Annotated in this window: 20 protein-coding genes; 10 read left to right on the top strand and 10 right to left on the bottom strand. The window is 52.5% G+C overall.

The genetic code is table 11. The features are described 5' to 3' along the window. Window positions 1-77: 77 nt before the first annotated feature. The 3 genes from KTE_RS41850 to KTE_RS41840 all read right to left on the bottom strand — a co-directional run bounded on the left by KTE_RS41850 (window position 78) and on the right by KTE_RS41840 (window position 3,625). Entirely contained in the window at window positions 78-1,385 is a 1,308-nt protein-coding gene (locus KTE_RS41850) for an ABC transporter substrate-binding protein (RefSeq protein ID WP_201392647.1), read from the bottom strand. Window positions 1,386-1,514: 129 nt separating this feature from the next. Continuing rightward, window positions 1,515-2,420 (bottom strand): carbohydrate ABC transporter permease, encoded by a 906-nt coding sequence (locus KTE_RS41845; protein ID WP_201392645.1) that lies wholly within the window; start codon window positions 2,418-2,420, stop codon window positions 1,515-1,517. 200 nt (window positions 2,421-2,620) lie between these two features. Next, window positions 2,621-3,625 (bottom strand): carbohydrate ABC transporter permease, encoded by a 1,005-nt coding sequence (locus KTE_RS41840; RefSeq protein ID WP_201392643.1) that lies wholly within the window; start codon window positions 3,623-3,625, stop codon window positions 2,621-2,623. 274 nt (window positions 3,626-3,899) lie between these two features. On the opposite strand from KTE_RS41840, the gene KTE_RS41835 reads away from it, so the two are divergent. Further along, window positions 3,900-5,012 (top strand): LacI family DNA-binding transcriptional regulator, encoded by a 1,113-nt coding sequence (locus tag KTE_RS41835; RefSeq protein WP_201392641.1) that lies wholly within the window; start codon window positions 3,900-3,902, stop codon window positions 5,010-5,012. A 10-nt stretch (window positions 5,013-5,022) separates the two neighbouring features. Here the strand turns inward: KTE_RS41835 and KTE_RS41830 are convergent, their stop codons facing one another. Continuing rightward, the gene (locus tag KTE_RS41830) at window positions 5,023-5,628 is read right to left on the bottom strand and encodes a TetR/AcrR family transcriptional regulator (protein WP_201392639.1); all 606 of its coding nucleotides are present in this window, start codon (window positions 5,626-5,628) and stop codon (window positions 5,023-5,025) included. 25 nt (window positions 5,629-5,653) lie between these two features. Continuing rightward, window positions 5,654-6,292: a GNAT family N-acetyltransferase gene (locus KTE_RS41825; protein WP_201392637.1), complete on the bottom strand. Its 639-nt coding sequence runs from the start codon at window positions 6,290-6,292 to the stop codon at window positions 5,654-5,656. Between the two features lie 234 nt (window positions 6,293-6,526). On the opposite strand from KTE_RS41825, the gene KTE_RS41820 reads away from it, so the two are divergent. Next, window positions 6,527-7,024, top strand: coding sequence for a ClbS/DfsB family four-helix bundle protein (locus KTE_RS41820; RefSeq protein WP_201392635.1), 498 nt, complete (start codon window positions 6,527-6,529; stop codon window positions 7,022-7,024). A gap of 116 nt (window positions 7,025-7,140) precedes the next feature. Here the strand turns inward: KTE_RS41820 and KTE_RS41815 are convergent, their stop codons facing one another. Beyond that, window positions 7,141-7,827, bottom strand: a complete 687-nt coding sequence (locus tag KTE_RS41815; protein ID WP_201392634.1) for a hypothetical protein — start codon at window positions 7,825-7,827, stop codon at window positions 7,141-7,143. A gap of 305 nt (window positions 7,828-8,132) precedes the next feature. On the opposite strand from KTE_RS41815, the gene KTE_RS41810 reads away from it, so the two are divergent. From KTE_RS41810 to KTE_RS41800, 3 genes are all read left to right on the top strand, one after another. Then, entirely contained in the window at window positions 8,133-9,071 is a 939-nt protein-coding gene (locus tag KTE_RS41810; RefSeq protein WP_201392632.1) for a hypothetical protein, read from the top strand. 36 nt (window positions 9,072-9,107) lie between these two features. Beyond that, window positions 9,108-9,734, top strand: a complete 627-nt coding sequence (locus KTE_RS41805) for a hypothetical protein (RefSeq protein WP_201392630.1) — start codon at window positions 9,108-9,110, stop codon at window positions 9,732-9,734. A gap of 116 nt (window positions 9,735-9,850) precedes the next feature. Next, complete coding sequence (locus KTE_RS41800; RefSeq protein WP_201392628.1) at window positions 9,851-10,105, top strand: DUF2277 domain-containing protein; 255 nt, start codon at window positions 9,851-9,853, stop codon at window positions 10,103-10,105. Window positions 10,106-10,232: 127 nt separating this feature from the next. Here KTE_RS41800 and KTE_RS41795 read toward each other — a convergent pair whose 3' ends face one another. The 4 genes from KTE_RS41795 to KTE_RS41780 all read right to left on the bottom strand — a co-directional run bounded on the left by KTE_RS41795 (window position 10,233) and on the right by KTE_RS41780 (window position 17,352). Then, window positions 10,233-12,188, bottom strand: coding sequence for a serine/threonine-protein kinase (locus KTE_RS41795; RefSeq protein WP_201392626.1), 1,956 nt, complete (start codon window positions 12,186-12,188; stop codon window positions 10,233-10,235). 401 nt (window positions 12,189-12,589) lie between these two features. Continuing rightward, window positions 12,590-13,456: an alpha/beta fold hydrolase gene (locus KTE_RS41790; protein ID WP_201392624.1), complete on the bottom strand. Its 867-nt coding sequence runs from the start codon at window positions 13,454-13,456 to the stop codon at window positions 12,590-12,592. A 507-nt stretch (window positions 13,457-13,963) separates the two neighbouring features. Beyond that, window positions 13,964-15,916, bottom strand: coding sequence for a glycoside hydrolase family 30 beta sandwich domain-containing protein (locus KTE_RS41785; RefSeq protein ID WP_201392623.1), 1,953 nt, complete (start codon window positions 15,914-15,916; stop codon window positions 13,964-13,966). 362 nt (window positions 15,917-16,278) lie between these two features. Further along, complete coding sequence (locus KTE_RS41780; protein WP_201392621.1) at window positions 16,279-17,352, bottom strand: LLM class flavin-dependent oxidoreductase; 1,074 nt, start codon at window positions 17,350-17,352, stop codon at window positions 16,279-16,281. A gap of 311 nt (window positions 17,353-17,663) precedes the next feature. Here KTE_RS41780 and KTE_RS41775 point away from each other — a divergent pair, with 311 nt between their 5' ends. The 5 genes from KTE_RS41775 (at window position 17,664) to KTE_RS48485 (ending at window position 23,012) form a co-directional block, all read left to right on the top strand. Continuing rightward, window positions 17,664-18,827, top strand: a complete 1,164-nt coding sequence (locus KTE_RS41775) for a glycoside hydrolase family 172 protein (protein ID WP_201392619.1) — start codon at window positions 17,664-17,666, stop codon at window positions 18,825-18,827. Between the two features lie 387 nt (window positions 18,828-19,214). Continuing rightward, window positions 19,215-20,336 carry a Rieske 2Fe-2S domain-containing protein gene (locus tag KTE_RS41770; RefSeq protein WP_201392616.1) on the top strand — a complete coding sequence of 374 codons (1,122 nt, stop codon included), beginning with the start codon at window positions 19,215-19,217 and terminating at the stop codon, window positions 20,334-20,336. A gap of 321 nt (window positions 20,337-20,657) precedes the next feature. Then, on the top strand, window positions 20,658-21,941 hold the full coding sequence (locus KTE_RS41765; protein WP_201392607.1) for a HAMP domain-containing sensor histidine kinase: 1,284 nt from the start codon (window positions 20,658-20,660) through the stop codon (window positions 21,939-21,941). A gap of 91 nt (window positions 21,942-22,032) precedes the next feature. After that, a complete protein-coding gene (locus KTE_RS41760; RefSeq protein WP_201392605.1) occupies window positions 22,033-22,353 on the top strand; it encodes a MazG nucleotide pyrophosphohydrolase domain-containing protein in 321 nt (106 codons plus the stop codon). 164 nt (window positions 22,354-22,517) lie between these two features. After that, window positions 22,518-23,012, top strand: coding sequence for a hypothetical protein (locus tag KTE_RS48485; RefSeq protein WP_236600972.1), 495 nt, complete (start codon window positions 22,518-22,520; stop codon window positions 23,010-23,012). The last annotated feature ends 1 nt before the right edge of the window (window position 23,013 follow it).

The raw sequence follows: 23,013 nt of genomic DNA, 5'->3' as shown, positions 1-23,013 counted from the left end.
TATCGGCCTGCGGGCCTCGGCAGTCCATGCCAGCATGGACCCTACATCGACGAACTACGTGAATTTACCACTCAAACTTACTGGTTTGATTTAATTACATCGTTGAGCTGTTGCACCATCTGCTGGGTGCCGCTCTCAAGAGGCTTTTTGCCAAGCAGGATGTCGTTCCAGTTGGCGGTAATGACATCGGTGGCTTTGGAGGACCAAGGCGCGACAAAGCGGATGCCCACTTTATCAGGTGTGTTCAGGATATAGTTTACCGAGTCGGAGACCGAGCTCAGGTCATCTTTCTTCAGCGTATCGAAGTAAGGTGTCGAAGAAGGGACATAGGCCGCGGGCGCGACAGGCGAGCCAGGCAGGACCGTCTCCCAGGCTTTGGAGGCCAGGAACTGCATGACTTTCCAGGTCGCGTCGGGATTCTTCACATATGTGGGCGAGGCGATGCCAACCGCGTCGTAGAGTTGCACATTCTTCTTCACCTGGGGCAGGGGTGCGAAGCCATACTTGAAGCCGGGCTTGGACTGCAAGAAACCAGCCGCCAGCCACTGACCATTGTAGAGCATCGGAATCTTGCCAGCCACAAAGCTATCCTGTGCGCTATCGACATTGTATCCAGGAGGTGTGACAGAACCATTCTGAACGGCGGTAGCGAACATTTTGGCGCAATTAAGAAACTCGGGGCTGGCGTTTACGCTGCTGGGGCTGAGAAGCTTATCCTCGAAGGAGGTACCACCAGCGGAGACAGCGCAGTTATTGGTTTGGAAGGGATCATCGGGTGTGTTCCACAGACCATAGCGCGAGACCTTGCCGCCGTCCTTCTGCGTCAAGACCTGGGCGTCGTGCAACATCTCGTCATAGGTCCAGCCAGATTTTGGCAGGGGGAGACCAGCCTGCTTGAACAGGTCCTCGTTATACCAGATGCCGTAGGTGTTCATCAGGGTGGGCAGACCGTAGAGCTTATCGCTGGTCTTCCAGTTAGTCAGCGAGTTAGGCGCGAACTTGTTGATATCGAAGTCGCTGGAACTCTGCTGGGCCTGGCTGCTCCAATCATAGAGGAGACCCTGTGCGCCATACTGCTGCTCGGTGTCGTTGCCAGCCCAGAAGATGTCGGGGAGCTTCTTGGCTAACACCAGTGAGCTAAGCTTCTGACCATAATCGCTGTTAGGCGAGGGGACACGCTCAACCTTGATATCCGGGTTCTGCTTCATGAACTCTGCTAGCGCCTGGTCGATCAGCTTGTTGGTGTCAACCGTCTCCCAGGTCATGACGGTTACCGTTTTGGGACCACTGCCGGTATCGCTACCGCCACATGCCGCAATGCTCAGTGATGTGAGCAGCAATAGGAGCAAGACGATCGATGTCTTGAAGATCCTTTTCTTCGTCATTGTAATGCAAACTCCTTTGAATTAAGAAAAATAGAAAAATATCCAGAAGGTCTATCACTCGTAATGACAACGTTGTCTTCGTCTCGACGCGAAAGAGCCGGGTACGCTGAATGCTTTCAGTGAAGCAGCTTACTTATCGCGGGCAGAGCCTCCCAGAGCCCCCAGACCTTGCATGAAGTAGCGCTGGGCGAAGAAGAAGATGATCAATGGCGGCAACATGTAGAGCAAGTTAGACGCCATATACAGATTCCACTTTGTCGTTGCTACGCCCGCGAAGGCCCCGGATAGGGTTGCCATACCCAGCGACAATGTCCATTTGTCATCGGAGTAGAGATAGACCAGGGGATTGAGATAGTCGTTCCACGAAAGCGTGAAGGCCATAATGATCATAGTGATCCAGACCGGGCGCGTGAGTGGGATCATGATTTGGGTAAAGATGGTCCAGTGGTTCGCGCCATCCAGGCGTGCGGCCTCGTCGAGCGAGGTAGGAATGCTCATATAATACTGGCGTGCCAGGAAGATAAAGAGCGGATTACCCAGGAAAGATGGCACGATGAGCGGTAGCCAGGTATCGTACCAACCCAGGTCGGAATACATGTGGAAGAGCGGGATCAGGCCCACAATGCCAGGCAACATCATACTTCCCACAAATAGGTAGAACCAGAGTTTGCGTCCGGGGAAGCGAATACGTGAGAGCCCATAGCCCACGAGCATGGAACTGATGACCGAGCCGGAGGTGCTCAAGACACTCACGATAACAGTGTTCGAGAAGAGGCGAGCGAAGTTAATGCTCGCAGGCCCCAGGATAAAGTTCTCAAAGTGGAACTCTTTGGGCCAGAATTCGGGTGGTATGTGATAGATATCGCTATTGCTCTTCAAAGCGACAGTAATCATCCATAGCAATGGAAGAAGCATTGCCGCTGAGAGGCCAATGACAAAGATGTACCAGATGATGTTGCCGGTGATCTTGTCATACCTGACCGCCCGTTTGGCCTTGGGGGTCACCTTACTGTTCCTATTGATGCTCAAGCTCATACATTCAACCCCTTTTTGAGCGCAAAAATCCTCTTATACGATGTGTGATGCATGTATATGTGTTACTAAGATCTTATTCCGAAACCCAACGTCACTGACGTGACTAGCGCTTCCCCCATTCGGGGCAAGCGTGCTCAGGGTTTTCGCAGAAGAAGTAAATGTGTGCTTAATCCCTGGCTCTGCGCTTGCAGAGAGCGCCTTTAATCTACGCTATTTTCTTCATACACCCACATCGATGAAAAGCGGAAAGTGAAGATCGTCACAAGCATGATCAGAAAGAACAGTATCCAGACCTCTGCCGTGGCATAGCCAATCTGCGGGAACTGGCTGATACTACCGAAGCCAGTGTGATAGATATGGACCATCAGCACTTCAGTGGAGAAGCCGGGACCGGGAAGGATGTTGAACTGGTTAAACGCTTGTAACGCGCCAAAGATTTGCAGGATAAGCTGTAAGAAGATGATTGGACTGATCATAGGAAGGGTTGTATGCCAGAAGAGCCTGAGAGAACCCGCGCCATCGATCTTTGCTGCCTCATAAATCTCCTTGGGAACCGCCTGTAGGCCCGAAAGGAAGATAATCATTGTGCTACCAATGCCCCAGAGGCCAGTGATGACGATGGCAGGAAGTGCCATGGTGTAGCTGGAGAGCCAGGTACTTGTGGGCAGGTGTAAGAAGCTCAAAACCTGGTTTGCCAGGCCGATCTGCGGATTGTAGATAAACTTCCACAGCGTCAGGGTCGCGATGGCGGGAAGAATCGCTGGTAGGTACAAGGCCGTGCGAAATAACTTGATGCCTGGTAGGTTGCGATTGAGAAGAACCGCCAGTAACAAGCCTAGAATCAGCGACGAGGGAACGCTCAGCAGGGCAAAGAGGCCCGTGGCTTTGAGCGTGGGAATGAACGATGGGTCTTTGGTAAAGATGTAAATATAGTTTTTCAGGCCGACGAAAACCGGGGTTGTGACGCCATCCCACTTTGTCAATGAATAGTACACTGAGGTCACGAGTGGGTACAGGACAAAGACCATGAAGCCAATGATAGAGGGGAGAATAAAGAGATAACCCGCCAGGGTCTCTCTCCCACTCCAGCGCCTACGACGTAGAGCGCTTTGTCTGCCTCCTTGCTTCTGTGGAGCTTTCTTTGCCTGTTGCTGCGTTGCAATAGCATCGTCTCGCACGCCTGCTGTTTCCTGGTGAACGCTCATATCCAAGTTGATCACCTCTTTGAATCAGCGCAGTAACAATTCTAAAAATAACAATTCTACAGGTGCATCATTCATTGATCACCTGGCACTTTACAAGTGTATGCCATTCTGGTTTAATAGTAATGACAACGATGTCATCAAGCGCTTATGCGCTCTGCTACATGTTTGACAACGATGTCATTACTGTACCATGCAAATGACATCGTTGTCAAGAGGTTGAAGAAGAAATTTTAGGTTATACTTATAGATAAAAAGCGGATCCGGAGGATTTGCAGTGAGTAACGAGCAGATGGAGTTCTCTCTGTCAGAGAAACAACTGGCGAGGCAGGAAGGTACTAACCTCCCTCTCACCTCTTTAGAGCCTCTGCATACTGAGGGAAATAAGTTGCGACCAACTATGCAGGATGTGGCGGAGATGGCGGGTGTCAGCCTCAAGACTGTTTCGCGTGTGGTGAATAAGGAGGCGAGTGTGACCCAGGCCACCAGGGAGCGGGTCGAGGCCGTTATCAAGTCGCTTGGTTTCAGGCGCAACGACCTGGCACGCAATCTGCGTCAGGGCCAGACCTCCTCTACCATTGGCCTGGTCATCGAAGACATCGCCAACCCCTTCTATTCGCAGCTTGCGCAAGGTGTCGAGTATGTCGCGAGACGTTATAATCATATGCTTATCCTCAGCAACTCGGAGGAGAACCCGCAGCGTGAGCGTGAGCAGGTGAGTGCGCTCTCTCATCGCCGGGTTGCAGGCTTGCTGATCGTTCCTGCTGGCTCCGACCACTCCTACCTGAAGAGCGAAATGGAGCGAGGGACACCGGTGATTTTTGTGGACCGTCCGCCGGCGAATCTGGACGTGGATATGATCTTGCTGGACAGCTATGGAGGCTCCTATACGGCTGTGAAGCACCTCTTGTGCCAGGGGCACCGGCGTATTGGCCTGATCTGTGGTGATCCATCCGTCTATACAGGCTCAGGGCGCGTTGCGGCCTATCGTACTGCGCTGGCCGACTGGGGAATTATCCTTGAAGACGATCTGCTCTGCTTTGGTTGCGATGATGCTGAGAAGGCAGCGGCGGCGACACACCGTCTGCTGAATCTTCCGCATCCTCCGACCGCGGTCTTTACTACAAGTAACCGTATCAGCGTCGCGGTGTTGCGTGCCTTGCGTGGTGTCACGCGTCGCCTGGCGTTTGTTGGCTTCGACGATTTCGAGCTAGCGGATATGTTGCCAACGCCAGTCACGGTGATCGCACATGATGCCGCCGAGATGGGACGCCAGGCGGCCGAACTGCTCTTCGCGCGTATCCAGGGCGATGAGCGCCCGCCCCAGCGCGTGATCATTCCCACCCGGCTTATCATGCGCGGCTCCGGCGAAATTCCTCCTGAAGGCTAGCTTCTGAACGCTAGGAAGGCGAAGGCAGGGCGAGAGTATACTTGATACTTGCTTCCATGGAGGAGGCGGCGCGGCGGATATAGACAGGATCCTGGTAGAGCTTGCTGAGCATGATCGCACCTTCCATGGTGGCGATACAGGTTGTGATCCAGGTCTCTATATCGATGTCTGCGCGTAACTCCTGGCGCTCGATCCCTCGTATAATGATGCGCCGTAGCGTCTCCTGGAGCTTGTCCATGGCCTGGCGCGCCTGCGTACGTAAGATGGGGTTGGTATCATCCACCTCTACAGCCAGGTTTAGAATGGGGCAGCCTCCCTCCACTGGTGGATCTTCGATGATACCCTGGAAATACTTCAACAGGGCAAGCAGGCGATCAAGGGCGTGCTTTTTTCCCTGAAGTGCCTGCCGCATGCTTTGTTCCAGCAGGGATAGGGAGTACTCGAAGGCTTCGAGTGCCAGTTGTTCTTTGTTGGAGAAGTGGTTGTAGATGCCGCCCTTTTCGAGGCCGGTTGCGCGCATCAGGTCTGTAAGCGAGGAGCCGACGTAGCCCTGTTGATTAAAAACGGGGGCCGCGCGGGCGAGGATCATTTTGCGCGTCTCGCTCCCTTTACTCATTGTTTGCTCCTTCTGGGCATATTCCTTATAGCCCTGGCAGTGTATTTGAGCGTAGCAGGCAAGCAAAGAATTGCTTGACTAATGCTTGCTCGGCATTCTTGCCCAGGCGGGCGAGGAAGATATTGGCCGGGTGCATGCGAATATTTGGTTCAGAGGTCAGGTATTCCGTGAAGCCATAGGCCGCGCAGAAGCGTTCCAGCATCTCGCGGTACCTGAAAGCGTTCAGCCCCAAGCCAGCCATATCCCAGTGCCAGTAGAGTCCCATACCCAGCACAATGATCTCCTCATAGGCTGTCTCCGCAAAGACCAGTTGCATTAGCTGATGTGCGATGCCAAGCTGCCTCCAGTTGGAGCTGACCTCCAGGCCGATCTCATAGGCTGCCTCCAGATTTTGCCACCAGGCATCAACCGGGCAGAGGGCAATGTGTCCAACAATGGTGCCAGCCGGTGTATAGGCGATGGTGAGCATTGTATCCTCCCGCTCCGCGATCTGCAAGAGGAGCGCATGTTCATGCTCCGGCAGGCGCGTAAAGGCACGCATGCCACTATCTGGCTCAAGCTCTTGGATAAAGAGGGGCGAGCAGTGGGAGAGCAGGTAAACTGGCCCGGCAGCCGTCATGATTGTTTTTTGATGGGGCGAGGGAGATAGAACAGTGTTGCGCACGATTTTCTCCTTTGTCGTGACTCCGTAGCCAGGAGATGACTAGCAATAATCAGACCGATCGGTTTGTTTTTGCGCCGAATTTTTGAGACCGATTGGTCTCAAATCAAGTATACCTTGCGTATTTTTCTTCTGTCAAGAGTCTCCTGAAACTGCAATCAGGAATGACCTTATCCGCTTTTGACAGTATCATTAGAGGGTAATGACCATTACTATAAAGTGAAAGGATGCTTTTCTATGTCAGAGCATATGCAAAAGAAGGATCTGCAAGAGCATATTCAGCAGGGCTATGGGCAGTTGATGGAGCTTGTAAGCTCTTTGAGTGAGGAGCAAGCGACCACGCCGGGAGTCAACGGGGCCTGGTCCGTCAAGGATAACCTGGCTCATCTTGCGGTCTGGCAAAACTATCTGCTAGCTTCCCTGCGAGCGATACCTACTGGTCAGAAACCGGACGCGTTCGCCCCTGGTTTGGAGACGGAGGATGAGATCAATGAACATTTCTATCAGCAGAACAAAGATCGCTCTCTAAAGGAGGTGCTCGCCAATCTACAGGAGGGATACCAGGGCGTACTCGACGTGCTTGAGGGCTTGAGTGAGCAGTCCTTGAACGAGCCTTTCCCCTGGCGCGAGCAAGGGAATGTAGTCTGGGAGTCCATCGCTGGCGATACCTATGAGCACTATAAAGAGCATCGTGCCAACGTCTTACACTGGCTGGCCAGCGCCTCAACTAATTAAATAGCCCCGTATGCAAGTTACTTCGGGTAGTAGATGTGGTGCGTGCTGGCAGCCAGTGGCTGCCAGCACGCACCACATCTACTACTCAGGCGAGCGCCGCAGGCGCGAGTTGCAGATTACAGACCCTGCCAGTTGTACGTGGTATCGGGAGTGATGCCTGGTGAGTTGTAGGCCAGGGTAATCAAAGCGTGAGCGTTCAGAGGGACTGAGTTGATATCGCCGTTATATTGCTTGCCGTTTACGTAGACGGTCCAGCCGCTGGTCTGGCTGAGCTGGGCGGGATACTGCAATTCGGGGAAGCGCCCATGCCAGATCTGGAAGAAGTCGCCCAACGCATACGTCTTGGTCTTTGGCGACTCAATATGAAGGATGCCCGAAGTATCGTGGGTATGGAGCCAGTAAATACAGGAGTTATCGCTGGCAATGCCAATAGATTGAGGAACTTGAACCTGCTGCCCATTAATATAGATGGATAGATGCGCATGAATATGGTAGTCGAGCTGTTCGTTGCCCTGGCAAGCGATCCCATTAACGGAGGGATACAAGGGGTTGTCGCTGGTATTCGTATTGCTGGCAGCGGTTGCTGTTGCGGAGGTGCTGGAAGAGTTGGCGGCCTGAGCAGGCTTCCATAATGTCCAGGTGACGCCACCAATTGCCAGGAGGGCCACAACAATAACAGCGGCAATGATAATGTTACGGTTGCGCCTGGCGCGTAGCTGCTTCTCTCTCTCGAGGCGCTGTCTCTCACGGCGCTCTTGCTGACGCTGGCTCTTTGTAGGGAGGTGGGTGGTTTGTTTCGGCATGTACTTCTCTCGTCCTCATGCAATACTTGTGAGTATTTCCTGTCTAAATATCTTCATACTTACAAGCTACGACGTTATCTACTTCCGATAGTATATAGCATATGTAAACCCATGTTTACGTCTACTTCTGCTGGGAAAACCCCGGGCGCGAACGCGCCCGGGGTTTTCCCAGCAGAAGTAATTAGCTTTCCGATAAAAAAGAACAACCGTGGCGTTTACTTTTCATACAACAATCCCTGTAGAAAATCACAGACGCTGGATTTTTCCGTGGCTGGTATCATTCACGCCTGTATAGAAAGGCATCTATGCAAGATAAGCATCATGTACCTGACCCATCTCAATCAATGGGAGAGAGAAAGCAGCCGATTTCTCTCGTGGCTCAGCTTTTGCAAGCAACGATTACCATGCATCACGTAGATGAAGTGTTGCTCTGGTTGTCGGACAAGATTGGACAATATTTGGGCATACCTGTTGTCCAGTTCTGGACAATGCAATTGGATCGTAGTGGAGAGTTGCATGCTGAGGCGCGTGCGAGCGCGAGCCAGCTCCCATCTTTACCGCAACAGGCGACAATAAATCAGTATATAGTATCTGTGGTGGATCGTCTCTTGCTGGAGCAACATGGTATAGCATCTCTCCCTGTTGCAGATGTTTTCTCTCCTGTACTGGCCTCCTTCTTGACCCGCTATGGCTTACAATATTGGGCTGGATATTTTTTGCAGCATGAGATGCTGCTCCCTCCCGCGAGGAGAGAGCCGGAGGGAAAGCAAAGTCCCACGCCTCTGACCATAATTGTCTCATTCTTCTCACAAGCTCCCCTCTCAAAAGAGCAGGAGCGCGCCATCGCCTTTATTTTAGAGCAGGCCTTGCGTATTTTGATCAATCGCCGCTTTCTTGCCGCTCCTGATGCTCTCTTGTCGCCAACTCTCGATAAGCAGTCAAGGAAGTTTTTTTCAGGCCTGACGCTCGCAGATATTGTGCCACGACGCGCGCAAGACCTGGAGGCGTTTCAGGCGGATAACCCATTCGCGAATGCAGCGATCCTTGAGGACAAGAACGCCAGGCGTCTCTATGCGGCAATTGATGGGCGCAAGACCATGGCCGACCTCATGAAAGGCCTCGCTTTTGGACCACAAGAGGGCGCTGAGGCATTTCGCTATTTACTCAATCAGCAGAAAATTCAGCTCTCAACGCTGGACGAAAAACCTCTCGAGAATTTTTCTATTATCGATTCACTGTTCTAGAAACGCGAGAAACATGTTAGTCAGGGGAAATAGTATATGATCAGTCAAATTGCAAATTTGATGTCTATTCCAATTGGCACTGTCTGCCTCATTATTTCTCTGAGAGCTTTTTACGTCTACCGGCTCTCTCGTAGTGATATGCTCTTTGTGCTTGGGCTTGCGATGGCCTCTATTTCTTTAGGTACGTTTGTCGGTACCATTGGCGATGCACATATTGGGGGCAACACGTTTGCGACGGATTGGACAAGGTCGTTTGGCGCGTGTGGAGGGGGCCTCTTTATCTTTCTAAGTTCTCTGGTGAAGTCCCATGACCAGATGCAGCAGCTCAAACGTTGGCAGGTAGTTGAGATGGCGCTCTTCCTTATTGTGATACTTTTAACGCCATTCTACCCGCCGGTTCCCGGACCCCAGGTATCCCTGGCGCTCAATGCCTGCCGCATGATTATCTATACTTGCGCCTTCGTCCGGTATGCCACGCTTTATATATCAAAATCTACCCGTTTTAGCTTGATCATGAGCCTTGGTTTTCTGGTGTTGGTGATTGGCTATGCATTCAACATACCGGGCATACTTCAATCAAAGCTCGCCTTCATGACAATTATCGCGGCATCGGTGCGTATCATTGCGTATGTGACTCTCTTAACAGCCTATTCTATAGGATGAGTGAAAAGAAAGAAAAAGGGGCTGGGGAAACCCCCTGGACCCCTTTTCCGATTTGGCTGCTGTTGGTGAGAATACCTATGTAGTAGAGAATTGATCTAGGAAATGAGGGGAGACATATGTGTAGAAATATCAAGGCGCTCTTTAACTTTGAGCCGCCGGCGACTGAAGAAGAAATTCGCCAGGCGGCTTTACAATTTGTGCGCAAGGTTAGCGGTTATAATAAGCCATCGCAGGTCAATGAAGTCGCCTTCAATGCCGCCGTGGCTGAGATAGCAGCCATCACCAGTACGCTCCTTAATTCATTGGAGACGCCGGCTTCACCAAAGAATCGCGAGGAAGAGGCCGCCAAAGCGCGTGCGCGCCGTGCATAACCAATATTGGCGAGCGGAGGAAGTCCAAGCTTGCTTGGACTCTACAATTTGCTATCTTCCCCAGAGAATTGGAGTGGTAGGGAGAATGTTACGGTGATTCCTGCGTTATGTATCTAGAGCCGCGCCATCAGGGTGCAACCCATACCTGGATGATGCCATCACCTCCACCAGAGGCGATATGCTTGCCACTGGGAGACCAGGCCAGGACCTGGGTGGGGGCCGCGTGGGAAAAGGTAAAGAGCCTGAGGTTTGTCCTGGTATCCCACACCTCAACCTTTGCATCCTTACCGCCATAGGCGAAACGTGTCCCATTGGGCGACCAGGCGACGACGGAGATGGGAGCGGCATAGCGATAGCTGAGCACCTCCCGGTTGGTCGCCGTGTCCCACATCTGTACCATCCCATCGTCTCTGCCGCAGCCAACACGTGAGCTATTGAGGATGCTTGCTGAAAAGCTTGATCCAAGAGACAAAGATGAATAGACCCTTGGCGACCAGTCAACGCTTGTAACCCTTGCTGGATATCCTTGATGGCGTGTAATGTTTGTTCCCGTGAAGGCGTCCCAGATCTGTACCGAACGATCATCGCCACCGGAGACGATGCGGTAATCGCGTCCAGGGGCCGGAGAAGCCTCATCGGGGAGCCAGGCCAGCATGTTGACACTGCCAGCATGCCCTTGATAGATGGTAATGAGTCGACCCGTCATCGCATCCCACACATGTACTCTGCCGTCACTTGCGGCGGACGCGAGAAAGAATTGCCCAGGCGACCAGGCAATGGCATTGACGGTGTTCCCCAGATGTCCACGGTAGGAGGCGACCAGGCGATTAGTGGCGAAATCCCAGACCTGGATGTGTGCATTAGCCCCAACCATGGCAATACGCGTACCATCAGGCGACCAGGCCACGAGATCGATAATATTGGATTGATCATTGTAAATATTAATCGCGGAACCTGTCATGGCATTCCAGATGTGGACTGTCTTCTCATGGCTGGCGGAAACAATGCGTGTACCATCGGGTGACCACGAGAGAGAGCGTATGCCCTGGAGATGCCCGCGATAATTGCAGAGAACCGTTCCTATAGGCTCGCCTGGTCTGGCAGGTCTCAGAGGAGGCAGGATGGAAGGAGGCGGGGGCGTCGTATTTTTTACCACGGCGGGAACGGGTTCCTCGAAAAAAGAGGGTGCCGCAACTGCCTGGCTCGTGCCGCCCTCCAGACTTCCCTGCTCAGGAGCGAATGCCCCATACTGGCTGCTAGGAGTGAGTGCCTGGTAGCGACTGGCTTGTTCCAGGGCGAGTGCAAACTCTCGCACACTGCGGAAGCGCTTCTCCGGGGTCTTCTCCAGCACCTTCATGACGACCTGCTCGACGGCAGGGGCAATGGTAGGTACCTTTTTGCGCAATGGGGGTGGCAGGGCAATAAGGTGCTGTGAGAGCACTTCTGTTGGCGAACCATTGAATGGGCGTTCGCCGGTGATCCACTCGTACGTGATGATGCCCAAAGCATATTGATCACTGGCTGTTTGTGGCTTCCCTTGTAGCTGTTCCGGCGCCATGTATACCAGGGTTCCTGCCACATCCTCTACATTTCCGTCTTTAAATGTCTTTATCATCATCGCGATACCAAAGTCGCTCAGAAGGACTTCATTGCGTCTCCCCAACAGCATATTCTCTGGTTTTACATCGCGGTGAATCAACTTTTCATCATGCGCATATTGTAAGGCTTCGGCTATCTGTTTCACATAGGAAACCACGTTTGGTAGTGGGAGGGGGCTGCCGCTGGCGTGACGTTGACGAAGTGTGCCATTGGGCGCGTATTCCATGACGAGAAAGGGCGTATTGCCTTCTATACCAAAGTCCAGGACGCGCACGATATTTGGATGCACCAGGCGCGCGATGATGCGAGCCTCGGTGCGGAACCACTCGACCGGGTCGCTTGTCAGTTGCGTATCGAGCACTTTGATTGCGGCCTGTGTGCCGAGATAGATGTGCTCTCCTAGATAAACCTGGGCAAAGGCTCCATCTCCTACAAGGCGTGTAAGTCGGTAATTGCCGAGCTGCTGCCCAATATAATCAGTCATGCTACATGCGCTCCCTGGAAATACCTATAGCCCCCATTGCTCTTTACTACCAACGGTAGCATGCAAGCCATTTTAAGCTTATCTCAACTCTTTGACAAGCCGGTCTTTTCCTCTTTTCGAGGTGGAAAAATTGCCCAGGTGTGTTGATCAGATATAGAATACACTTGTTAGAAGTGTACCTCAATTAAAGGAACGTTGGCAACAATCCTCGATCAAATAAAATAGTACTTTTAAGCGCTCTCAGCGAAGGAACGAGTATGTGCGAAGAGGTGAAAACTCCAGTTCGCTACAAACCACCTCGGACACTTCGCGCTGGCGCTTGATCTGCATGATGCTCTAGCCGTTGCGGGTAACGCACCGCCTTTTCATTGGTAAGTACAGGACAATCCCTCATTCGAGGCTTATTTTGGTTCCCTTGTCGTGAGAAAGCGAATGATATGTTGAGCGATCACATCTCCATCTTCCTCGAGCGCAAAGTGACCAGTATCCAATAGATACACCTCACTTTGTGGTAGATCTTGTTTGAATGCCTCTGCGCCATCAGGTCCAAAGATGGGATCATTCTTACCCCACACGGCCAACAGCGGTGGTTGGTAGTGCCGGAAGTACTCATGCCATTGTGGATAGAGCGGCGGATTGTTGCGATAGTCCTCAAAGAGCGCCAGTTGTATTTCTGCATTGCCTGGGCGATTGAGTCCCCACTGGTCAAACGTCCAGGCATCGGGGCTGATATGGTCTTTCTGACGCACTCCATGGGTATATTGCCAGATGGTTGACTCCTGTGTCAACAAGTTTCGTATAGGTTTCTCTGTTTCAGCGTTGCGATTGGACCAGAACGGTCGCGCCGCGTCCCAAAAGGAGGTTAACCCCTCTTGATAGGCATTGCCGTTCTGACTGATAATGGCCTCAATCATCTCTGGATGCTTCACTGCCAGGCGAAATCCCACGGGAGCGCCATAATCCTGGACATAGATACTGAAGAAGGGAAGCTTGAGCGCACTTACAACCTTTTCTATCATCTCTTCCAGGTGATCGAACGTGTAGGTGAATTGCTCAACACTTGGACACTCGCTATACCCATACCCTGGATAATCTGGTGCCACGACATGGAAATGCTCGGCGAGTGTTGGAAGAAGGTTGCGAAACATGTGGGAGGAAGAAGGAAATCCATGCAGCAAAATAAGTGTTTGCACATGTTGTGTTCCTGCTTCACGATAAAATACATTGACACCATCAATTGGTATATTTCGATAAGAGATGGTTGCCATTGATGTATCCCTTTCATAGATGGTGTGCAGAAAAAGAGTGTTACCTCCAGTATCCTTTTGTCCAGTTGGAGGCTGTCGTACCTCGCCTTCCCAGGGCTGACTGGATCGACCATGACCTCGACGGTCATGAGCAATTACGCGATAGCCGTTGGAAGCGATAAAGAGCAGTTGGTCGTCCCAGGCGTTCTCACTATGAAAGCGTCTCCTGAAGAGACTTTTTTGCCGCTTTTTCTCCTCGCCATGACTGCATCTGCATCCTTTTTTCAATATATACTTGAGTTGCAATGGTGTTTGTGCCTGGAGTGAACTAAACGACCAGACCAAGGGTTGAGGAAGGGCGTGGACAGTTACCAAAATCTTGAATATGGACGAGGGCATGCGTTTACATATGATGATCATCATATGTAAGCGCATGCCCTATGCCCTGTATGGGAATTTAGCAGCGTGGAATCACGCCGTTTTGTGTCTCTACTCTCTCAAGAGAGTTGGATAGAGCGAGTGCATATTTTATTCCTCTTCCTCATGCCACGTAAAGGTGACAGCCGCACCAGCGGGCAGTGTATACGAAAAGACTTTGTGACCTACTTGTACCTGGAAGGTTGTTGCTCCAGCACTACTCGTGTTATGGTTGTAGACAACCAGCACGCGCGTTCCATCCCGGTTAAGAAACGCTACGTTCTCAAGGTTACTACTACTGGCGGTTGAGGCGATACGCCAGGCGCCAGGAGCGACAAATTTGCTGAAATGTCCCAGGCCATAATAGTCAGAGTTCTTAGTCACGCTTCCATCCGCGGCAATTGAGATGACGCCCCGGCATGTACCACATGATCCGGCCGTATCCAGGTGCGGATTACCGTTGGGATCAAGTGCCAGGCCCCAGCGTACAACCGTTTTCGCACCATGGGTCGTTGAGCCAATTCCCAGTTCCATGACATCCTGAAGGGTCGCGGCGAAGGTGGGATTACTGTTATTCTCCCACTGTCCTCCCGAACACTCGGTTTCGTAGATATCCTTCTGGCCGTAGAACTGGTCTTGCGCGCTCGGATCTCCACCATAGCAGTGGAATGCGATCCCATCCACGTACTTGCCAGCGGGGCTATTCAGGATGGCGCTGGGATACTCTGGCGTGTCCCAGTTGTGGTCAAAGGCCAGAATTTTGGTCTGAACATGACTCTGCTGGAAGGCACTTGCCAGGTTCGTGATGAAGTCCGCTTCATTGCCAATGGTCGTGTCGTTGGCAGTCTGGCTGGTCGCGGGCAGGAGCATGGTTGGCATATAGTTGCCATTCTGTGGCTCGTTCTGTGGCGTGATCGCGTAGATTGGAATGCCCTCGCGCTCATAGGCCTTGATGAAGGCAACGAAGTACTGCGCATAGGCCTGGTAATACTTCGGGTTTAGATAGCCCTGGTTGATACTGGCGACGCCAGAGCCGCCATAGGAGAACTGGTTGAGCCCCGAACCCTGTACATTGTCATCGATGGTAGTAACGCCGCTCGCTGAGATAATATCGACGCGATCAGGGTTAATACCGTTCCAGTGGGCGCTGCTGTTCTGTTGACCAGTGACCCGAACCTTCAGTGTATGCTGGCCCGCGTTCAGGACCGGGCTGGTGTAGACCGGTGTATTGCCAGCATTGGTGGGCGCGTAGAAGTCAACCATCGTCTCGGAACCCCCATCGATGGAGAAGGCGCCGATGCCATGGTCTGTGCCGACAACGCCATAGAACTTGATCTGTGTGCCGTTAAAGGTAATGGATACATAGTCATTGGGCGTATTATCCCAGCTATTGCTCCCATCATAGAAGCCCTGATTTCCCCCATCGCAGTTGGTGCAATGGCCCCAACTATTTCCGGGTAGTTTCATCCATGCGGGCGGCGACCAGGGGGTTGCCATAATTTTGAGCTGGGGATTAATGCGCAGGGCCTCTTTCAAGAGTGAGGTAATGTGATAGCGATCATCCTGCGCAATCGAGAAATGGCTGAGCGTGGGATCTGTCTGTCCCGCGGGCATATCATCGTAGGTGTACTCTCCCACCCAATTCTTGCTTGCATCCAGGGGTGGTGCCAGGTCAGATGATCCCATAGGCTGGCGTAAATAACTTAATCCAATACCCTGGTGGGGATCGAAGAGTGTGCGCATCACCTGCTTCTGGTCAATATTGGATTGTGAGAGAACGACTGCCGACGATGCAGTCAGGGATGCGCCGAAACCAGTCATACTCTGGTATTTTTGCTCTGTGTTGACGGTAATCGTAGGGGTATTGGGGTCGGCGTGATTAGAGAAAGAAAGAGCTGGTTGCTCTTTGAGCAGATTGCCCTGATCAGGTGTTGTTAGCCAGGCACGCACATCCTGACTATCGGCGTATGCTCGCGAGGGATAACTCGCCGCGAGCGAAGCCACACTCAAAATAAACAGGACGATGATGAGTGGGGAAGCAATTTTCTGTGTCAAGCGAGACATAGCATCCTCCTTGAAGAACGTCTCCTGGAGAGTGAGAGAGAGCATCCGCGCACCTCTCGGTCATCTCTTTACTACAAAATAACATGGTTTTACTGCTATTTTGTTCTGGCGCACTACCTCCATAAAAAGAGTAATGTGTTTCGTATATAGAAAGAAAACACATCCATTTTGCTATTGCGTTTATGGGAGAGTAACCGAATAAATGTATTTTATCACCACGAATAGTATATTTCCATTTATGAATAAAGAAGGTTGGTCTGTTGCTTAACGTTTCGCGTCTGCGGCGCTCAAATACATAGGGAGTGTGGGCGCGTATGGTGGATGCTCGCCATACGCGCCCACACTCCCTATGTATTGATAGCTTATGGACGGGTATCGACCAGGGGCAAGGTCGGGGTGGAGGGAGAGCCAGTCTCGCGCCGGATGACAGGGGCGACTTTGGTGCCGAAGAGCTCGATGGCATGCAGGATCTGGCGATGGGGCATCGCGCCAACGCTCGCCTGCATAAGGAAGCGATGGTGTCCAAAGATCGCATGCTGTGCGAGGATCTTGTCGATGACTTCCTCTGGGCTGCCAACTACCAGAGCGCCTCGCGGCGAGCAGGCCGAGTCGTATTCCCTCCGACCCATCCTGGGCCAGCGGCGCTCCACTGCCAGCTTGTTCATCATGGCGATATAGTATTGGGAGTGCTCATCTCTCGCCGCCTGCGAAGTATCGGCGATATAGCCATGCGAGTTGATGCCTACAGGTAAGGTGCTTGCGTCGTGTCCAGCGCGCTGGGCTGCATCACGGTAGAGCTTGATGAGTGGTGCGAAACGTGCTGGTTCTCCTCCGATGATTGCCAGCGCCAGAGGCAGACCAAGAGTTCCCGCGCGTACCACTGAGGCAGGAGTGCCGCCAACGGCGACCCAGATCGGCAGAGGCTCTTGCAGAGGGCGTGGGTAGACGCCGAGTCCATCCAGGGCGGGACGATGCTTTCCAGACCAGGTGACATACTCTTCCTGGCGGAGGCGGAGCAGGAGATCAAGCTTCTCAGCAAAGAGCTCCTCGTAGTCATCGAGGTCATAGCCGAAGAGCGGGAACGATTCAATGAAAGAGCCGCGACCAGCCATGATCTCCGCGCGCCCACCTGAGAGCAGATCGAGCGTCGCAAAGCTCTGGAATACGCGAACGGGGTCATCTGAACTCAAGACCGTGACTGCGCTCGTCAGGCGAATCTTCTTTGTGCGCTCAGCGGCGGCAGCCAGCACGACCGCGGGCGTCGAGACAGCGTATTCAGGGCGGTGGTGCTCGCCAACTCCGAATACGTCGAGTCCGACCTGGTCGGCCAGCTCAATCTCCTCAATAAGGTTGCGTAAGCGTTGTGCCGGGCTTATCTTCTCCTCTGTTTGGGAGGTCGACGCAATATCGGCGAATGTATAGAAACCTAGTTCCATCAGAGCTCCTTATGGGGCGATGCGTAGCGGAAACGCGCATAGTCCAGAATCTGTTAGCAGCATGCAGCCAGGTGAGTAGCATTTCCTTCTTCTGCTAACTATTTGTTTGTTACTTACTAATAATATTGTACACCCGAAGGATCGTTGCGTCAAGCCTGTTTGGCTGTAGCATCTGCGGTGCTCAGGGTAGTGAGCCGAGACATTAAAAGGACTCTGGCCTTGTATATGTTAGTGTCTATGGTTTATTTGTATCGTTGTATGTGAGCATGCGATACTTGTCTGTAGACACATCAAAGGAAGGAAGTAGAGATATGACAGATCATATTCAGTTTAATGGGCTTGGTATGGGGCTAGGCAATCTTTCCCGGCTCTCCAAAGCCAAAACGCGCTCAATCAGCGCTGAGAACTTCACTGGAGAGAAGGGCAAGGGGGGAATGGCGACCGAGGGAACGGGAGCTGCCAGCGCGCGTGATCTGGGTCAGGGATGGAAGGTCTCACCCTCAATTGCTATCCCGCCACGGAGCAGCGTAACGCTGGCTGAGATTGAGGGGCCAGGAGCCATCCAGCATATGTGGATGACAACCTTTCCGGGGAACTGGCGTAGCCTGGTCTTGCGCGCTTATTGGGATGGCGAGGAGAATCCCTCTATCGAGACTCCTTATGGCGACTTCTTTGCCAGTGGTTGGTGTGAACCTTGCCAGATTAACTCGCTACCTCTCGCGGTAAACTCTTCGGGGGGTATGAACTCCTACTGGGAGATGCCTTTCCGTGCGTCAGCGCGGATTACGCTTGAGAACCTGAGTGAAAGGGAGGTCGTCCTCTACTACCAGATCACTTATACCCTGACTGAGGTTCCCGAGGATGCAGCCTATTTTCATGCGCAATGGCGGAGAAGCAATCCTCTACCCTATAAGGAAGTGCATACGTTGCTGGACAACGTTCGGGGAATGGGTCACTATGTTGGTACCTATATTGCCTGGCAGAGCAATAATGCTGGCTGGTGGGGTGAAGGAGAGATGAAATTCTACCTGGATGGCGATAAGGATTTTCCTACTATCTGTGGAACAGGAACGGAAGACTACTTTGGTGGGGCCTGGTGTTTCCTGCGCCCCAGAAATGACTATGTGGTCTTCGATGGAGAGACACTGGGGCGCAGCTTTTTGGAATCGAAAGTAGACGCGCGCTCAACGGAGTATGGCACGTATTCTACGCCTTTTCAGGGCCTGCCCCAGGTCATACAGCCAGATGGTGTCTATCGTAGTCAGCAGCGCTTTGGCATGTACCGCTGGCATATTATGGACCCCATTCGCTTTGAAGAGGATCTGCGTGTAACTATTCAGGGCTTAAGCTGGCGTCGTGGCGGGCGTTACTTGCCGCTACAGGATGATATTGCCTCAGTGGCCTACTGGTATCAAACGGAGCCGCATGTGCCTCATCCCACTCTACCTGAAAGCGACGCTCTAGAAGTCATTTAACCCGATGTGTAACTTCTGTACTTGACTCCTCGCGCTTGTGGCGCTCGTCCTGGTATGAGGGGTGGTGTGTGCTGGCAGCCGCAGGCTGCCAGCACACACCACCCCTCATACTATACCCCTGCGAAGCATTGTAGTGGCGAGAAGGCCTGAAAGGAAGCAATCAAAGAGGGCTATATGGCTTCCCTATGAGGATATTCTCATAGTATTCTCATTTTTGGCTCATATAGTTAGGGATAATTGTAGTCCCTTTTAAACAGGGCAAAAAAGCTCAGCTTGCGGAACTGTTGTTTACTCTCTCATAAGATCCTCATGTCTTAACTGATCGGAGTCTGTTTGATGAAATCGCCACATACATCATCATCTATAGCTGATAAATCTACGCTTCATATGTCTACCAGCCGGTCCGATTCCCCTGCGCCGTCAGGTGATAAGCCTTCACCCATTCGTGGGTGGATGCTTTTCCCTCAACGTTTGTTTCTGGGGGCGACCTTTGTGTATGCTGGTGTGCAAAAGCTCACGGATCCCCAGTTTTTTCACAAGGGGACGCCGGGTTATATTGGTAATCAAATTATCGGTTTTGCGCAGGGCTCGCCGTTGCATTTTCTCCTGGTCAAAGTGGCGGTTTCGCATGCCGTATTATTTGGCTGGGCGGTCGCTTTAGGCGAGCTGGCCATTGGCCTGGGTACGCTGGTGGGATTATTCTTCCGTCCTGCGTCTTTCTTCGGAATAGTCTTGAGTATTCTGTTCTTATTAACGGCAAGCTGGCATGTCTATCCCTACTTTTATGGGGCGGACATCGTCTTTGCCTGGAGCTGGCTGACACTTTTTCTTGTGGGACCTGTTGGCACTGGACTCCCCACTCTCGACGGTTGGCTGCAGCGTGTGTTTTTCCCTCAAGGCGCAATCAGGCGAGGTCTGATTGTGCGTACCCTGGGTGTCCTGATCCTTGGCATGAATACCTGGCGTGTGGCAGAGCCAGAGGCATTTAGCAGAGGATCACAGCGGCGTTTTTCGGCATCGCAGCAGCAGCGTGAGAAGCGGCGAACCTTTCTGCAGGGCCTGGCTGTGGGGGGCGTAAGTATGGTTGGCCTGGCGTTTCTGGGTTCGGTGCTGCATGTTTTTGGTAGACCAGACACAACGACCGCGAGTGGTGCTACGAGTAGCGGTGGAACTGCTAGCGCGGGAAAAGCTGCTTCTGGTACGTCCATAGCCCAGGTCAAGGCGGTGTCTGTCAATAGCGCCGTGAATTTTACGATCCCAAGCACTGGTGATCCTGGTGTGCTCATTCACCTGTCAGAGGAGCAATTTGTGGCCTTCGATGCGACCTGTACGCATGCAGGTTGTGAGGTAAGTTACGATCCGGGCAGCAAACTGCTGGTTTGTCCATGTCATGGGGCGCAGTTTGATCCAGCTCACCAGGCCGCAGCCATACAGGGACCTGCCCAGCTGCCGCTAACAGCCGTCAAGATCCATGTTGATGCGGTAAGCGGCGCTATTATTCTCGATTAGACGGTGCCAGCAGATAAAATCGCCCAGAAGTAAGAACCACCAAATTGGGGGAAGCTTACAGCAGTGGATATCTCAACTGCAAAGAGGAAGAGAGGACGTGTTCCTGCAACTGTTGTCGATGAAGGAACGTGCTTTAAAAGGAACGAGCTTTAAGGAGAACAAGGGACGAATATGGATGCCCATACACGTGTAGGCTTGGGCTCCCTTCGCGTGCTTCTCTTTTCATTTGCCGCTCACGTTCTCTGCACTCGGTTGTCTGCGAAAGTTGTCGCATGGAGAGAATGAACATTACCCTGTAGAGGAGGAGAAAGGGATACAGAAGTGAAATCTTCTTTTGACAAAGAAGAGACAAATCAGCGTCAGGAACAGCAGTTGGCCGCTCTTGAAGGACTGCTGGAACTGCCAGCGACCAACGTCAAAGTGACCCTCAATCAAGCAACATCCCTCATTGCAGAAGTCCTCTCTGCTGATAAGGTGGATATTTTCTTCCATGATCCGACCAACGAGACGCTTGTAGCTTTTGGGACCAGCGATACCCCGATGGGGAGGAAACAGCGGTCCATCGGAATGGACCGCTTGCCCTTGGCCAATGGGGGACGCACCGTCGAGGTCTTTCTTACTGGCACCCCTTTTATCGCCCATCATACCGACCAGGACCCTGAGGAACTCGTGGGGTTGAAGACCGGGCTCGGCGTGAAGTCGCAGATGGCGACGGTCTTTGAGGTGGAGACGCTTCGCCGGGGTGTGTTGTTAGTGGTATCCAGTCGTCCCGAGTTCTTCTCAGAGCAGGACCTGCGCTTTCTGGAAGCCATCGCCCGCTGGATCGGCATTGTGATCCATCGAGCCGAACTCACCGAACGGTTGAAACATGAGGCTGTGGAGCAAGGCCGACGCCTGGCGGCTGAGGAGTTGCTCACGATCATGGCTCACGACTTACGCAATTATCTCACGCCCCTCAAAGGGCGCATTGAGCTACTGCAACGACGGGCGCAGCGAGAGGAGCGCGAGCAGGATCTTCGTGACGTCAGTGCCGTGAACCACACCCTGGGCCTCCTTGAGCGGGTGATTTCCGATCTGCTCGATGTAGCACGGCTCAATCAAGGGATATTTGCCATCACTGCATGCTCGATGGATCTCGTGGCTCTGATAAAGGAAGTGGTTCGTGCTTTCGACTCGCCAGAAACACCGATCCATATCCACGCGCCTGCGAAGGTCATCCTTCCTGCCGACTCGGATCGACTGCGTCAACTGCTTGAGAATGTGCTCGCCAATGCGGTGAAATACGCGCCGAAACAGACCCCAATCACCGTGGAGATGCACATCGAGCGACGGATGGGTGGACCGTGGGTAGTCTTGACGGTCTGCAACCAAGGACCAGGTCTCCCTGCTGATTTGCAGGCGACGCTTTTTCATCCCTTCGTGGCAGGCTCGCAGTCGGCCGGATTGGGTTTGGGACTCTACCTGGCAAGCAAGATTGCCGCCGCCCATGATGGGACGCTCACCATTGGCTCCCCAACAGGCCAGGAGGTGCAAGTCACCCTGGCCTTACCAGCGGAGGAGGATGAGCTCATCGTGGACAATCAGGAGGGATCTGATCCGCTATAATACGAGGAGAAAGAGAGAAGCGCGACACCAGGAAATGATATTGGTACGTTTCCATACAGCGATGTAAACTATTTTTACGGAGAGTGATTTTATGGCACAATTGCCCGAAAAGCCTACATTGAGTGATCTGCAAAACTACGTTGCCGCTGTCTGCCAGGAGCGTGGCTGGACAAAGGATAGTCCATCGGAGAAGTTTGTGTTGTTTATCGAGGAAGTTGGTGAACTTGCTAAGGCCATGCGCAAGGTGGCGGGGTTGTACGAAGAGAAGGCAAAGCAGCGCGATATCGAACTGGAAGAGGAGTTCGCCGATGTCCTGAGCTATATATTGGATCTGGCAAATACCTTTAATATTGACCTGGAGAAAGCTTTCCGGGCGAAGGAGCAGGTCAACGAGACCAGAGTCTGGGAGTAGCGCCTGCTCATAGAGAGTATAGATGCGCCCTGGTAGCCACAGACTACCAGGGCGCATCTATACTCTCTACCAGGCTCTTCACGGAACTCCTCTCTTCTCCTCGGCGTGATATTTCTATGATTTGTGTTGTCATAGAACTTTGATGGCAGAGAGGGAAAGAAGAGATGTCGCAACGAGAAGATAAGCAAACTACAGGCGGAGGAAATGAGCGTGCGTTTCTTATAGCTGTTGATACAGGCAATGAAGAGCAGCTCTTGAGTGTTGAAGATTCTTTGCAAGAGCTGGCAACGCTGGCGCAAACGGCTGGTGCCGAACCTGTGGGTATGATGATGCAGAAATTGGAGCATCCTGATTCGGCGACCTATATAGGAAAGGGCAAGCTTGAGGAACTCAAGGCCTTAGAGGGGCAGTTGGTATTCGATGTTGTTGTGGTTGACGATGAGCTTCGTCCAGCTCAGCAGCATAACCTGGAGGATCAATTGCATGCCCGTGTGATTGATCGAACAGAGCTTATCCTGGATATCTTCGCGCAGCATGCGCGCACACGAGAGGGTCTACTCCAGGTTGAGCTGGCACAACTGGCCTATCGCTTACCGCGCCTGAGTGAGCATGCTATCAACTTCTCTCGTGTAGGTGGCGGAACGTTGGGGGCGCGATAGG

Source organism: Ktedonobacter sp. SOSP1-85 (assembly GCF_016587415.1).
In the GTDB taxonomy this organism is placed as follows: Bacteria; Chloroflexota; Ktedonobacteria; order Ktedonobacterales; family Ktedonobacteraceae; genus Ktedonobacter.
Note: the sequence above shows the minus strand (reverse complement) of the source record. Positions and strands in the feature narration are given on the sequence as shown.